The organism is Ignavibacteriales bacterium (genome assembly GCA_026390575.1).
GTDB lineage: Bacteria > Bacteroidota > Ignavibacteria > UBA10030 > UBA10030 > Fen-1298.
Map to the genome: position 1 here is coordinate 94,184 of JAPLFR010000008.1, position 14,499 is coordinate 108,682.

General features: G+C 41.9%; 12 protein-coding genes. 10 read left to right on the top strand and 2 right to left on the bottom strand.

The window, feature by feature from the left end:
* Nucleotides 1–306 precede the first annotated feature (306 nt).
* From NTX44_06620 to NTX44_06645, 6 genes are all read left to right on the top strand, one after another.
* Nucleotides 307–2,301 carry a M1 family metallopeptidase gene (locus tag NTX44_06620; protein MCX6121277.1) on the top strand — a complete coding sequence of 665 codons (1,995 nt, stop codon included), beginning with the start codon at nucleotides 307–309 and terminating at the stop codon, nucleotides 2,299–2,301.
* A gap of 25 nt (nucleotides 2,302–2,326) precedes the next feature.
* Nucleotides 2,327–3,403: a hypothetical protein gene (locus tag NTX44_06625; protein MCX6121278.1), complete on the top strand. Its 1,077-nt coding sequence runs from the start codon at nucleotides 2,327–2,329 to the stop codon at nucleotides 3,401–3,403.
* 298 nt (nucleotides 3,404–3,701) lie between these two features.
* Nucleotides 3,702–3,827 (top strand): hypothetical protein, encoded by a 126-nt coding sequence (locus NTX44_06630; GenBank protein ID MCX6121279.1) that lies wholly within the window; start codon nucleotides 3,702–3,704, stop codon nucleotides 3,825–3,827.
* Between the two features lie 169 nt (nucleotides 3,828–3,996).
* Complete coding sequence (locus NTX44_06635; protein MCX6121280.1) at nucleotides 3,997–4,320, top strand: hypothetical protein; 324 nt, start codon at nucleotides 3,997–3,999, stop codon at nucleotides 4,318–4,320.
* Between the two features lie 33 nt (nucleotides 4,321–4,353).
* Complete coding sequence (locus tag NTX44_06640; protein MCX6121281.1) at nucleotides 4,354–6,264, top strand: AMP-binding protein; 1,911 nt, start codon at nucleotides 4,354–4,356, stop codon at nucleotides 6,262–6,264.
* Between the two features lie 244 nt (nucleotides 6,265–6,508).
* Nucleotides 6,509–7,879 carry a hypothetical protein gene (locus tag NTX44_06645; protein MCX6121282.1) on the top strand — a complete coding sequence of 457 codons (1,371 nt, stop codon included), beginning with the start codon at nucleotides 6,509–6,511 and terminating at the stop codon, nucleotides 7,877–7,879.
* 88 nt (nucleotides 7,880–7,967) lie between these two features.
* Here NTX44_06645 and NTX44_06650 read toward each other — a convergent pair whose 3' ends face one another.
* Together NTX44_06650 and NTX44_06655 are read right to left on the bottom strand one after the other, a co-directional pair.
* Nucleotides 7,968–8,585, bottom strand: coding sequence for a response regulator (locus NTX44_06650; GenBank protein ID MCX6121283.1), 618 nt, complete (start codon nucleotides 8,583–8,585; stop codon nucleotides 7,968–7,970).
* A gap of 86 nt (nucleotides 8,586–8,671) precedes the next feature.
* A complete protein-coding gene (locus NTX44_06655) occupies nucleotides 8,672–9,073 on the bottom strand; it encodes a bacteriohemerythrin (protein MCX6121284.1) in 402 nt (133 codons plus the stop codon).
* Nucleotides 9,074–9,338: 265 nt separating this feature from the next.
* On the opposite strand from NTX44_06655, the gene NTX44_06660 reads away from it, so the two are divergent.
* The 4 genes from NTX44_06660 to NTX44_06675 all read left to right on the top strand — a co-directional run bounded on the left by NTX44_06660 (nucleotide 9,339) and on the right by NTX44_06675 (nucleotide 14,423).
* Nucleotides 9,339–10,238: a proline dehydrogenase family protein gene (locus NTX44_06660; protein ID MCX6121285.1), complete on the top strand. Its 900-nt coding sequence runs from the start codon at nucleotides 9,339–9,341 to the stop codon at nucleotides 10,236–10,238.
* A 33-nt stretch (nucleotides 10,239–10,271) separates the two neighbouring features.
* Complete coding sequence (locus NTX44_06665; GenBank protein ID MCX6121286.1) at nucleotides 10,272–12,362, top strand: oligopeptide transporter, OPT family; 2,091 nt, start codon at nucleotides 10,272–10,274, stop codon at nucleotides 12,360–12,362.
* A 179-nt stretch (nucleotides 12,363–12,541) separates the two neighbouring features.
* Complete coding sequence (locus NTX44_06670) at nucleotides 12,542–13,999, top strand: aminoacyl-histidine dipeptidase (GenBank protein ID MCX6121287.1); 1,458 nt, start codon at nucleotides 12,542–12,544, stop codon at nucleotides 13,997–13,999.
* Between the two features lie 61 nt (nucleotides 14,000–14,060).
* Nucleotides 14,061–14,423, top strand: a complete 363-nt coding sequence (locus NTX44_06675) for a four helix bundle protein (protein ID MCX6121288.1) — start codon at nucleotides 14,061–14,063, stop codon at nucleotides 14,421–14,423.
* Nucleotides 14,424–14,499: the final 76 nt, after the last annotated feature.

The window sequence follows — 14,499 nt, forward strand, 5'->3', positions numbered from 1 at the left end:
GAGCGATAAAACAGAACCATTTGAAATTTTAACCTGAAGATATGGATAAAAGTTCCCTGTTCTGCGCAAGATAGAAGGAAGTTGGAGCTGATTGACGTGTTTGACAATCCCGCTCAACAATAATATATTATTGTATAGTAGTTTGGTTTTATTATCTCACGACGGAACGGATCTATAAGTCATCGTCTCCATGATCACGGATTTCATCCGTCAATAAGAAAATGAATAAGATAACCTGCTGTGTCATCCCTGAACAGATACGATGTGCATTATCACGAACCCAATCATGAATACTGTGGGTGCAAAATGAAACGAACTATTGGAACCATTCTACTCATTCTTTTCTGGTATAGTGTAGGTGTTTCAAGGCAAATAATTTTTCCATCGCCGCTGAGTCCATGTATTGCCAATTATGATATTGCCGTCACGCTTGATACGCAAAAGAAAATGCTTCACGGTAAAGAAACGCTTGTCTGGCGTAATAAATCGCTGGATAAAATCAAGGAACTGCAATTCCATCTATACATAAATGGATTCAAGAATACAGAATCCACGTTTATGAAAGAATCCAGACAGCGAGATGGTGAAGTGGAAGGAATTCCCTGGGGCTGGATCGATGTTAAAAAAATGGTCATTCGTAATGGTGAAGACTTGACGAATAAGATGAGATACATTCATCCGGATGATGATAATGATCAAGACCAGACGGTCATCAGTGTTCCTCTTACAAAACCTGTTCGCAGAGGTAAAATAATTACTATCGATTTGGAATTTGAAGTTCAGCTTCCAATGATATACGCTCGTACAGGATACAAGGATAACTTCTTTATGGTTGCACAATGGTTCCCCAAGATCGGTGTGTATGAAGCGGCAGGCGACCGGTATGCCACGAAAGGAAGTTGGAATTGCCACCAGTTCCATGCTGAGACAGAATTTTTTTCTGATTACGGTGTGTATAATGTTGAAATCACAGTTCCGCAGAACTATATCGTCGGAGCTGTCGGTGTGCTTCAACAGGAATTGAAAAATAGTGATAGCACAAAAACGCTGAAATTCCGAGCCGAAGACGTTCATGATTTCTCATGGTCAGCATCGCCAGATTTTACGGTTATTGAGGATCAATGGCGTTCTGTTCACATCCGCCTGCTTACACAGAAATATAAAGTTGGCAGCATATCGGAGAGATATATTCAATCAATGAAGGTTGCACTTCAGCATCTCAACGATTGGGCTGGAACATATCCCTATCCAAATGTGACCATTGTCGATCCTCCCCTGATGGCGGAGAAAGCAGGTGGTATGGAATATCCAACTCTCATAACCGGACTTTCTATTTGGGGATTGCCAAAAAAAATCCGCATGGTGGAGGTGGTAACAATCCATGAGTTTGGGCATCAGTACTTTTACGGACTTTTAGGAAGCAATGAATTTGAAGAGGCATGGCTCGATGAAGGTTTTACGCAATACTTTGAGACACGCATCATGGATGCAGCATACGGCGAGAAAACTTCTTTTGTGGATATTTTTGGATTGCGTATCGGCGATTTTGAATTTTCTCGCTGGGGATATATCGATATGAGAAATAATAAGATCGCTCCTACACTTCAACCTGCGTGGCAGTATCGTGCTGGGGGATACGGCAGCCTGACATACATGAAAAGTGCAGCACTGCTTGTCACGCTGGAACGGATGGTGAGCCGACCGGTGATGGATGAAATTATGCATACATACTTTGAACGATGGAAGTTTAAGCATCCGTGTACGCGTGATTTTATTGCTGTGGTCAATGAAATTGTTCCCAAGCATCATGGCGAGAAATTCGGAAAGGATATGAATTGGTATTTCGATCAGGTTCTCTCGGGCACGGATGTTTGTGACTATGAACTGACGAGCATTGCAGTAAATGAAATTCATCATTCGACGGGTATATTCGATGTAGAAGGGAAGAAAACAAATATTCATAGGCAACGTGGAGAAAAACCTGATTCACTCTTTAGATCAGTCGTTCTCGTGAGCCGGCTTGGGGAAGTGAAAATGCCTGTTGATGTTCTCATACGCTTCGATGACGGCAAGGATGTTCGTGAAACCTGGGATGGACAGGTCAGGTGGAAACAGTACATCTATTCAGGAAAATCGAAGGTCGTTTCCGCGACGGTTGATCCTGACAATATTCTCGTACTGGACATTAATATGAATAACAATAGCAGGACAGTGCAGCCGTCTTCGATTCCTTTCTGGAAATACACAACAAAATTCATGACGCTGGTTCAAGCGATTCTTCAATCCACACTTCTGTTCTGACATCGCGCGGAAAGGCAAGGTTCCAATGACAATTCAAAAAGCATGTGTTGAAGGAATTCGACAGACAAATCGTTCCTTTCTTGTAGTTTTGTTACTCTTCGGAGTGAATTTCTTGTTCGCCGGTATTATAGCGATGTTATTTCGATCGGTGGTGAGTACTACATTTGGAAATTCACTCGCCCCTTTGAAACTTGTACACGATTTCGATTTTACGGTGTATATCGATTTTATAACGAAAAACCAGGGCAAACTCAGTGCTGTATATGCACTGATTACATGGTTTGTCGTATTAAACAATTTTTTAAGTATGTTCTTTGACGGAGGTATTATCGCTTCTGTTCAATCGGATACAGAACGATTCAGATTTCAATCATTCTGTGCTTCGTGCGGAGAATATTTTGGGAGATTTATGCGTTTGTTTTGTATCGTTGTGCCTGTCATGCTCGTATCAGGATTTGTGATGATATTTCTGAGCGGCTTTGTTTCTTCTGCTCTAGTGGGTTCTGGTGAAACAGAAATTCAATTGCTCAGAGGGTTTGTCATTGCCGCGGTTATCTTCCTTCTGCCTATGTCGATACTCTTCCTTGCTTCCGATTATGCAAGAGTCATCACTGTTGTAGAAAATGAGCGTCGGATGTTGCGCGCGTTTTGGCATGGACTTCGATTCGTCTTAAGAAATTTATTCAAAGTATTCACTCTTTTTCTTCTCTATTTCATTTTTTCCTTACTCTTTCTTGGATGTTGGGCTGCGTTGTCGACTCAAGTGGTCGTTGATTCAGGTCTTTTGGTGCTTGGTGTCTTTCTGATTCAACAAATCATTGCAATTGGAAGATCATGGGTACGAGTTGCGGCAATCAGCAGTCAGGTTGCGTTATACGCAGGTTCCCGACCTGTAGTGCAGGTAGAACTGCCATTTGTTCCGGAAATACCAATTGAAAAGGAAAAGGAACCTCAACAAATTCCCGCTCCTGCGGAAGTAATAGAAGAAGAAACTACACGTGTTATGAAAACAAGACCAAAACGACCTGTCTCGAAAAGGCGAATAGTACCGAAGCGGACGAAACAGACGATAAAGCGTACTATGAAACGATCAAAGAAATAATGAATCGCTTCGACTCAAAATATATTATTGAATTCTGGTAGTGCTACGATACTATACTAAAGCTGGATTGCTTCAACCATGAAATTATTTTCGGCAGCAGGATGACGATATACCAGTCTTTAACCTTTGACTTCATAGATGGATTGTGATGAGGCTGTCGCAATCCATCTCGGAAGAAATTGATCCAGAGTAATATTGACGAGGCATACAATCGAAAATTGAAGAACGAAACAAGGCTGGTAAAAATTTTAATATGATGTCAAAACGCAGGCAGGGCTTACGAACGGTTGTTCCTCGTATGAACGATATTGATACAGAGAAGTCTTCTGTCATTCCATTCATTTCCATCGTAGATTCTCCATTTGCATTGAGTCCTTGGACGTTACCGGTCGGCCTTACCGATTTAAAAACACGGGTGCCATAGAAGGAAAAAAAGGCACAGATGACGACGGAGATATTCATTCACTTTTTGTGCCTGGTATATATCCATTTTGACTATACAGGACAAGAGGATTGGATGATTTTGATGCGGTAGTCCTTGCCACTTGATTCTCGCCTGTTGATAAAGTAGATTTGTATCCGTTGAATTCATAATGATCACTTTTATCAAAACACTTCATACAGTCATCTGGGTCATTATGACTCTCTCAGTCTGTTATATCGGATATTCTGTCGCGAGAATGCATTTCGATATATTGTTCTATATTTCCTTTTTCCTCATTATGACTGAGTCTATGGTGATCGCGATAAATGCATGGAAGTGTCCGCTGACAAACGTTGCACGGAAGTACACTGAAGAGAAGACCGCGAATTTCGATATTTATCTGCCGGAATTCATTGCTCACTACAACAAAGAGATATTCAGCATCATCTTATGTGCCATCGTAGTATTCTATTTGTATAATCTGATAAAATAATTTTCACTGAGATACATAGAAATGGAAACCGAGATGACAAAACAAAGAACACTTCCGCAAATGTTTGAAGACAGCGTCGTAAAATATCCTAACAATATTTTACTGTGGGAAAAGAAGGGTGACGTATACAAAGGAACGACGTATCGCGAGATCCAAACACTCGTGTATCAATGCGCGGCAGGACTTATCCATCTCGGTATCAACAAGGGCGATCGATTGGCACTTATCTCCGAAGGGCGAAATGACTGGGTCGTGTCGGAGCTTGGCATTCTCTTCATTGGCGCTATCAATGTGCCGCTTTCAGTGAAGATCGACGAGTTATCGGATTTGAAATTCCGGTTAGCACATTCCGGATGCCGGGCAGTTATTGTCTCTGGAGCGCAGGCACAAAAAATACGTGCAATTAAAAATGATCTACCCGAATTGACAAAAGTCATTTTACTGGACGGTGACCCGCAAGCTGAAGAGGAAATGGCATTCCAAACTCTGCTCCATGATGGTCAGAGTTATCTTGGCGCGCATCAAAATGAGTTTGACATTCGTTGGAAATCGTTACGTGAAAACGATCCTGCGAACATCTGCTACACTTCCGGCACTACTGCAGATCCAAAAGGAATTATTCTCACGCATCGCAATTACACTGCAAACGTCGAACAGTCGTCAATGCTCTTAACGATACCAGAATGGTACTGCTCGCTTCTTATTCTCCCATGGGATCATGCCTTTGCACACACTGCAGGTATCTACACGCTGATGAACAACGGTGCAAGCATGGCATCTATTAAGCTTGGTAAAACACCAGTTGAAACGTTGAAGAATATTCCAGTAAATATTAAAGAGACACGTCCCACATTTCTTCTCAGCGTGCCGTCGTTAGCGAAGAATTTCCGCAAGAATATCGAGAAAGGAATTCGAGAGAAGGGTGAAGGGATTGAGAAACTCTTCAAGAAAGCGGTCACTCTTGCCTATGCATATAACGGCCTTGGCTGGGACCGCGGCAAGAACGCAACTGTTGCGGAAAAACTCCAATTGAAGATGTATGACGTACTACTCTTTCGGAAAATTCGGAAAAACTTTGGTGGGCGGCTCGAATTTTTTATTGGCGGCGGTGCATTGCTGGATATTGAATTACAGCGGTTCTTCTATGCCATTGGCATTCCGATGTTCCAGGGATATGGTTTGACAGAAGCTGCGCCGGTGATTTCTGCAAATGTACCAAAGAAACACAAACTTGGTTCGTCAGGATATATCGTTCCAAATCTTACCGTCAAAATATGCGATGAGAAAGGGAACGAGCTTCCGGTTGGTCAGCAAGGTGAGATTGTGGTAAAAGGTGAGAATGTTATGATCGGTTACTGGAAGAATGAAAAAGCAACCCGCGAAACCATTCGTCATGGATGGCTGTATAGCGGCGATCTCGGGTACATAGACAACGATGGATTTCTGTACGTGCTTGGCCGTGCAAAAAGTTTGCTCATAAGCCACGATGGCGAGAAATACAGTCCGGAAGGAATTGAAGAAGCGATTGTTGGTAATTCGCAATATATCGATCAAGTGATGCTTCACAATAACCAGTCAACGTATACAGTAGCGCTGATTGTTCCGAATAAAGACAATGTGTTGAAGTATCTGAACGATCGACATCTCTCTCCGTTAGATGATGTTGCGCAAGATATGGTGTTGAAATTGATAGAATCGGAAATTGCAGAATACAAGAGTGGGGGAAAATATGCCGGAGAATTTCCGGAACGCTGGATTCCCTCCGCTATTGCAGTATTAGGCGAGGGATTCACAGAACAGAATCATTTCCTCAATAGCACATTGAAGATGGTTCGAGGGAAGATTACAGAGTTCTACAAAGACCGGATCGATTTTCTCTTTACTGCCGAAGGAAAAAATATATGCAATCATCAGAACAGGATGATTCTTAAAAGGATGGGTTAAGCAGAGTCCCCGCCAAAAAGATTGCGTGTAAGCTGCTCGTAGCAAGACGAACACGACGGGGCCATCTTCTTTGACCTCACCCCCGCATAAAAACATTGCGGGGCAGGCCTAACTGGCGCGAAGCGCCATGTTGAAAACGGCGCACAATGCGACGGCGCCAAAGGCGCTCACCTCTCCTAAGAAGAGAGGAAATTTTTCCTCTATTTATATAAATGCTGAGCAGTTACGAAATGACGGAAATAATATGAAAATCATAGAACCTTATTTTAAAAAGCCGCTTCTCATTTTTTTTCTTGCTGTGGTTGCCGTTATAGAATCTATTTGGATTCTTAAATCGAACGGTTTTTATTATATCGACGAATTATCACATTATCTTTATAGCAGATTTGTGCTGCAAGCGTTACCAATAACAGTACAAACCTGGCATAGGCCTATACCTCAATGGCTATTTGCTCTGCCGGCACAACTCGGACATACATTCACAATGTTTTTTGCGTGCGGGCTTTTCCTTTGCCTTCTTCTGATCGCATACCGGATTGCCGTGCTTCAAGGAATAAAGCATGCTGAGTGGGTTGTCATTCTCGTCGGGCTGCAACCAATCCTCTTTGATCTCTCGTATGCATGTATGACGGAAATGCCAACTGCTTTTCTAATTTCGCTCTCCTACTACTATCACCTGAAGAGAAAACACGGATGGAGCCTGGCATTAGCTTCAGCAGTAATATTATGCCGGAGTGAAATGTACATTTTTGCAGGTTTGATGTTCCTCGTATACACCCACAAACGAGAATGGAAAATATTGCCACTCGTACTGATCGGTCCGTTGCTCTGGATTAGTTCGACAACGATCATATCAGGAAATATCATGACATTCTTCAAGGAATGGAAACATTTTACGGATATAGGGAAGTTTATACCTGGCGCCTCGTTAACACATTATGTAGAAAATCTGCAAACAACATTCGGATTTGCCCAAGTGATTCTATTTATTGCAGGCGTCATATTTATTAGGCGGGCAAAGAGGAGCGCCGACTTTGGAATTATCTATGCCGCAATAGCGATTACCATTATCTTTCATACGATTGCCGGAGCAGAGATATTTCACTGGACAGGAAGCATTGGAGAGTTAAGGTATATTACCGTTATCGGGCCTTTATTCGGGATCGTATCTGTCTATGGTATGTCGGAGATTCTTGATAGATTAAAATCATCAAGCGGTCGATTTGCACTTTCAATTCTTGTCTTCGGTGTTGTTGTGTTCAATTGCACATTGACGGCTCATCCTCGGCTATGGGCAAATTATAACAGGGTTGTGATTACTCTGACAAAAGAGTTTCTGAACGAATATCCGGATCTGACTGTACTGAGTAATAATTGTATTGTTGCATATATTATGGATGTGTCTCCGGCCGGGGGGAGGCATTATGCGCTATTCAATAAGGATACACTGAAGAAGTATCCAGAATGTCTTATCTTTTGGGATCCTTTCTCCTCAAATTCTATTTTCTATCAGACAGAATTGACAAAAGAAATGATGCTGCAGGATACGACAATAAAGGTGTTGAAAAAATATAATTATTGGAGTGCGGAGTACCTTTTATTATATAGGCATTAGGGTATAAAAGTTCATGAACCGAATTCGGTGGTAGTAAGTATTCTTATCATGGTCGATTTCTCTTAACAGGTTCATCTTTGAACTTCATCTACTGGTTTTTCTTCGGCTTATAGTCCGGATACAGCTTGTCTATGCAGGCCGGACACAGACTATGCGAAAAATGCACATCGCTATTTTCTGATAGGTATTCCTCTACTGCCTTCCAATAACCTTTATCATTACGAATGCTTTTGCAATTGGCACAGATAGGGAGCAATCCACCTAATACCTTAACGTTATCTAAAGCTTGTTTCAATTCTGCATTGAGCCGGCGTAATTCCAAGAGGTCTGCAAAACGCGCAGCTGCAATGATCATTGTCCGTTCAATTTCCTCTGCACTTGGTGGTTTCAAGAGATACGCACCAGCTCCTGCCTGACTTGCCCGCCTGACCATCTCCGGATCCTCGTGTGAGGTGAGCAGGACTACAGGTCTCGGATATTTATCCAATATTATTTTTGTTGCTTCGAGACCGTCCATCTTGGGCATCTCAATATCCATGAGCACAATATCCGGTTCCAAGGATCTGGTGAGTTCGATTGCTTGCATGCCATTTGATGCCTTGCCTACAACCGTGTGCCCGATCTTCTCCAATTGGCGCCGCAAAAGTTCTCTGATAGACTCCTGATCGTCTACAACCAGGACTCGCAAATGTTTTTGTGTTGTCATGTTCATTCACCACATTATTAAATGTAAATTTGTCTCGATACATGTTGATGTTGCTAATTGACGGTAGGACAGTATAGTTAGAGGATTTATATTTTTTTATTCAGATAAGGAATATATTTTCTATCTGTTTGAAGAATATGATTCTGGAGCCAATTGCTCAAGAAGTTCAGTACATCGATCGCAAGTTTATCATCTTTTCGTTCATAATCGATGATAAATTTATTTACTTTTTGTATAGCATCTTCATGCTCTGCCTTGTGACTGGAAATATTTGGATACGCGTACATTTTCATCAATGATTCTTCTGCTTTGAAATGATATTGAACATATTGCTGCAATTCTTTCAAAACAGGTAGGAGTATTTCTTCTTTTTCTCCAGTTTTCATTGAATCGAAGAGCATATTGATAATATGAAAGAATTTTTTATGATGCTCGTCAATCTCCCTATTGCCGACTGAAAATGCGTTATCCCACTCAATAAGAGGCATCTATATTATCAGTTCCCACATAAAGATTTTAGAAATCCTAATTTTCCTGAAACAGTTAAAATCTTTCATATTCAATCATACATAAAATTCTCTTAATTTACTCAGACTAAATAATCACCATCATAAAACAATGAGGAATTTTGTATTTTATCCCCTCCAATACAATGCGTTTCTATGTTCTTCCTTGCTTTTCCGAGCCCGTGTGGCTATATTGACTCCGATTTGATTGATTGAATTTTATAAAAATTGGCGCTAATAAAAAGTTATGGCAGTACTCAATAAGCTTATTACCACAGCATTTCCATTTATTCCAAAAGCAATTGTAGGACAAGTAGCGAAGCGTTACATCGCCGGGGTTGCCTTATCAGATGGTATTCATCTCGTTAAGGAACTTAACAAGAGAACAATAATGGCGACAATGGATCTGTTGGGCGAAGATGTGAAAAATGTCGCTGAAATCGAAGAAGTGAAAAAGGGAATTCTTTCAATTCTCCATTCTGTCCAAGAAAACAGATTAATATCCAATGTCTCTATTAAACCTACACAACTTGGCTTGAAGATCGATAAGGAACTCGCTCATCGCAATATAAAGACGATTATTGAAGAAGCACAGAAGTTTGGCAACTTCGTGCGGATTGATATGGAAGATGCAACAACAACAGACGATACTCTTGCAATCTATCAACATCTTAAGTCAGATGGATTGAGCAACACGGGTGTTGTCATTCAAGCGTACCTTCGTCGAAGCGAAGCCGATGTACGTGCTTTGGTAAAAAGCGGGGCAAATATCCGATTGTGTAAAGGAATTTACAATGAAGCGCCAGCGTTAGCGTATAAGGAACGACAGGAAATTAGGAACAATTATCTAAAGCTCCTTCAGATCATTCTTGAAAACGGTTGCTATGTCGGTATTGCTACGCATGATGATTACTTGATAAATGGTGCGTACGCAATGATTGAGAAATTGGGATTGAAAAAAGAGCAGTATGAGTTTCAGATGCTTCTCGGTGTGCGCGAAAAGCGACGCGATCAAATCGTGAAAGATGGACATCGGCTCAGAGTCTATGTCCCATTTGGTGAACAATGGTATGCCTATTCAACACGCCGGTTGCAAGAGAATCCGCAAATGGCTTGGTACATTACGAAAGCAATTTTTATTCATTGATGTGGTAAGGAACTCAAACACAAGGAGCACTGTATGGCAGATGTGAATAATGGAGTAAGCGGTAAGAAATTTATTTCATATGTTCCGTCGAACACCAATATGAAAGAATTTACAATCAGAGCACTGCTCATCGGTTTAGTGATGTGCGTTGTGCTGGGTGCGGCAAATGCGTACCTCGGTTTAAAAGCAGGAATGACAATTGCGGCAACATATCCTGCGGCAGTGATTGGGATGGCGCTGTTGAAAATTATGAAAGGATCCATTCTTGAAGAAAATTTTGCAAGAACAGTCGGTTCCATTGGTGAGTCGGTAGCCGCGGGCGCAATTTTTACTATTCCGGCATTTGTTATTTTACGCATTTGGAATTTTACACCGCAGAGTATGTTCACAGAGTATCTGACTGCCGTTGCGCTGATGATTCTGGGCGGTGTGCTTGGAATCATGTTTGTAACAATTCTTCGGCGTGTCATGGTGGAAGATCAGACGTTGCCGTTTCCAGAATCCGTTGCAGCCTCGGAAATTCACAAAGCAGGTCAGCGCGGTGCCGATGCCGCGATTTCGCTTTTTAAAGCAATGGCAGTCGGCGCAGTCATTAAATTGATGGATGGTTTGGGAATATTTCATTCCTCGAATGATTTTCAAGTGATGGTCGGACGGTTGAAAGAATCTTTCGTAAAACTTGGCTTGAACTCCGACTCTGAAAAAATTCTTGGCGGCGGTATCACGACAATTTCCGCTCCTGCGGCAACACCGGCCTATATTGGCGTTGGCTATATCATCGGACCGGAACTTGGTGCTTTAAATTTCGCCGGTGGTGTTTTAGCATGGGGATTGTTTGTCCCATTGCTCGTCTTCTTCCTCGGCCCGCAAATGATTGATAAGTATCTCGTTTCCAGCAATGGAGATTCTCTTGCAGCATGGGCTGCAATTACCGGACATTTGTACCGTTACATTGTACGCCCAATTGCAGTTGGTGGAATGCTCGTCGGTGCGTGCTATACACTTTGGAAAATGCGGAAGAATTTGATTCTCGGTATTAAACGCGGTATTGCCGATGTAAAGAAATCTGCAACGGCAACAGCCGCAACCGAGCGCACTCAGAAAGATTTATCGTTCAAGGTTGTCATCCTTGGTATAACAGTAATTTTCGCACTGATGATTGGGTTGTATTTTTATTTTACAAATATGATTCTTGGTGCCGTCCTTGCTGCAATTGTGATGTTGGTGACAGGTTTCTTCTTCGCTGCTGTTTCTGGAAATTTGGTCGGAATGATTGGTTCATCGAATAATCCTATTTCTGGATTAACTCTTGCAACAACTGTTGTTGCCGCACTGACAATGGTGGTGGTCGGTGTCAACGGTATACAAGGCGTTGCTGCAGTCCTTGGTGTTGCAGCTGTTGTCTGTGTATCGTCAGCGGTAGCAGGCGAGATGCTGCAAGATCTTAAAGTTGGTTATATTCTCGGCGGCACTCCATCGAAAATGCAGATAGGCGACATAATTGGGGTTGTACTTGCGGGACTTGTGATGTTCTTTCCGTTGTACGTTCTTCACAATTCGGATTTAGCAAGTAATCCTTTAACCGGTGGGTTTGGTTCCAGTAATCTTCCTGCACCGCAAGCTGGGCTTATGGCGGCTCTATCACAAGGAATTGTCGGCGGTGAAATGGCTTGGCCGTTAGTTCTTGTCGGTATCGCATTAGGAATATCATTGATCCTGATAAAAGTGAAAAGTCCGATGTTGTTTTCGGTTGGAATGTATCTTCCGCTTGAAACGACATTCGCAATATTCATCGGAGGGTTGATTCGCGGACATGTTGATAAACGAGCATCTAAACGCGGCTACAATGAGGCTCAAAAAGCACGAGTTGAAAACGCTGGTATTTTGTCGGCTTCGGGATTAATTGCGGGTGAAGCATTAATGGGATTGTTTATTGCAACTGTAGTCTTTGCCAAAGATCAGATGGGTCTTGAAGCGAAGTTCTGGACACTCGAGATGTTTCAGTCCATTGCATCGTGGCTGGCGATTCCGATTTTTGCAATCCTTGCTTTGTATTTAATTTACATCCCGCTTTCAAAAGCAGGCAGGGCAGATGAACCTGCACCGCCTACAGCGATGATGTAGTAAACGAAGAAACCTTCCGAAGGTTATCTGAGCTATTATCAAGGCAACCTTCGGAAGGTTAGATTACCTTGCGAAGGTTACTCTTAACGAACTTATTAGGAGATTTTGCTGTTACAAGCTCATAAATTAGGGCTTACGTCAACAAAAAAAGTCTTTTCTCAACAATAAAAGAGGTTGATATGTCGAATTCATTATCAGGTCTGAAACCAGAATTAGTATGGAAGTATTTTGCTGAAATCAGCAAGATTCCACGCGGTTCTAAGAACGAAAAGAAAATATCAGCATACATCGTTGAGACTGCAAAGAAGCTGGGGCTGGAAGTAAAACAAGATAAAGTGCTCAACGTTGTCGTCAGCAAGCCGGCCTCTAAAGGGCATGAAAATGTTCCTTCCGTGTGCTTGCAAGGTCACCTTGACATGGTGTGTGAAAAAAATAAAGACAAAGTCCATAATTTCGAGAAAGATCCGCTCGATCTCGTTGTAAAGGGCAATTTTTTGATGGCGAATGGAACGACACTCGGTGCGGATAATGGAATCGCCGTTGCGACAAATCTTGCTATTATGGAAGACAAGTCGCTTGAGCATGGTCCGCTAGAGTTCTTATTCACCGTAGACGAAGAAACGGGATTGACGGGCGCGAACAATTTGCAGCCGGATTTCATCAAAAGCAAAACGCTTATGAATCTGGACTCCGAAGAAGAGGGTGCTATTTATGTCGGCTGCTCCGGTGGAAAAAATTCTATTGGTACATGGAAAGCTTCATATGAAACTGTTCTGCCAAAATATGCTCCTGCAATCGTAAAAGTAAAAGGGTTGAAAGGCGGGCATTCGGGATTGGAAATTGATAAAGGACGCGGCAATTCAATAAAAATTCTGAATCGTGTTTTGTTGGAACTTGACAAGCTTGGTGTGCGAATTTCTACATTGAATGGCGGGAATAAAAGCAATGCAATCCCGCGAGAAGCCGAAGCTATGGTGTATATCCCGAATAAGAAATTAAATGATGCCAGCGCGGTTGTTTCCCAATACAATTCTATTATCAAAGATGAATTGCCAAATGTTGAATCTGATCTTGCAATTATTTTAGAAGAGGTAAAGGGAAAATCGAAAGGAAAAGTTTTAAAGAAAGTATTACAGAAAAAAATACTATTAACGATTTCTGCATTACCTCATGGCGTAATAAAGATGAGCGCAGATATACCGGGATTAGTAGAGACATCGACAAATGTTGCGATTATCTGCACAGATACAAAAGGTGTCACGTTAACAACAAGCCAGAGAAGTTCAGTTGCATCGGAGATTGATGAAGTTGTGCATTCGGTCGTATCTGTCTTCATGCTCGGCGGAGCAAATGTAGAAACCACAGATGGTTATCCCGGATGGAAACCAAAAATGGATTCTTCAATTTTGAAAATTGCCAGAACGACCTATCAGTCGCTTTACAACAAAAAGCCAGACGTAAAAGCAATTCACGCAGGATTAGAATGCGGCATTATTGGAGAGAAATATCCGGGTATGGATATGATTTCTTTCGGCCCAACCCTCGAAGGAGTTCATTCCCCCGACGAAAAAATTCATATCGACACAGTGGATAAATTCTGGAATTTTCTCCTCGCGATCCTGAAGAACGTAAAGTAAAGGTAAACGGTAGAGGGTAGAAGGAAGAAGGAAATAAGTAGAGGGGAGAAAGTAAAAGGGGATGGAGAAGAGCCACAAAAAACTTGATGTTTGGCTTAAAAGTTTTGAATTGACAAAATCTATTTATGCGGTGACAAAGAAATTTCCATCTGAAGAGAAGTATGGATTGGTTTCACAAATGCGAAGGGCAGCTGTCTCAATTCCGTCAAATATTGCCGAAGGATCTGCGCGACAAACAAAAAAGGATGCATTGTATTTATTTGTTGTTGCGCGCGGCTCGCTCAGTGAACTCGATACACAAATAGAACTCTCTCGTTCCTTAGAAATGATCAATGACGCTGACTATCAGCTTTTAACAAATCAGATTAATTCTGTTGACTCATTGCTTTCAGGGTTCATCCGATATCGAAGGTCAAGGAATTGATTATTCATGGCTTCAGAATATTATTCTTTTACCATCTTCCTTCTTCCATTTTCCCTTTCCTGTCTACTGTTCCCCT

Bases quoted from the DNA above. Each gene is read 5' to 3' on its own strand.
- NTX44_06620 (MCX6121277.1), top strand. From the start codon at position 307: ATGAAACGAACTATTGGAACCATTCTACTCATTCTTTTCTGGTATAGT.
- NTX44_06625 (MCX6121278.1), top strand. From the start codon at position 2,327: ATGACAATTCAAAAAGCATGTGTTGAAGGAATTCGACAGACAAATCGT.
- NTX44_06630 (MCX6121279.1), top strand. From the start codon at position 3,702: ATGAACGATATTGATACAGAGAAGTCTTCTGTCATTCCATTCATTTCC.
- NTX44_06635 (MCX6121280.1), top strand. From the start codon at position 3,997: ATGATCACTTTTATCAAAACACTTCATACAGTCATCTGGGTCATTATG.
- NTX44_06640 (MCX6121281.1), top strand. From the start codon at position 4,354: ATGACAAAACAAAGAACACTTCCGCAAATGTTTGAAGACAGCGTCGTA.
- NTX44_06645 (MCX6121282.1), top strand. From the start codon at position 6,509: ATGAAAATCATAGAACCTTATTTTAAAAAGCCGCTTCTCATTTTTTTT.
- NTX44_06650 (MCX6121283.1), bottom strand. From the start codon at position 8,585: ATGACAACACAAAAACATTTGCGAGTCCTGGTTGTAGACGATCAGGAG.
- NTX44_06655 (MCX6121284.1), bottom strand. From the start codon at position 9,073: ATGCCTCTTATTGAGTGGGATAACGCATTTTCAGTCGGCAATAGGGAG.
- NTX44_06660 (MCX6121285.1), top strand. From the start codon at position 9,339: ATGGCAGTACTCAATAAGCTTATTACCACAGCATTTCCATTTATTCCA.
- NTX44_06665 (MCX6121286.1), top strand. From the start codon at position 10,272: ATGGCAGATGTGAATAATGGAGTAAGCGGTAAGAAATTTATTTCATAT.
- NTX44_06670 (MCX6121287.1), top strand. From the start codon at position 12,542: ATGTCGAATTCATTATCAGGTCTGAAACCAGAATTAGTATGGAAGTAT.
- NTX44_06675 (MCX6121288.1), top strand. From the start codon at position 14,061: ATGGAGAAGAGCCACAAAAAACTTGATGTTTGGCTTAAAAGTTTTGAA.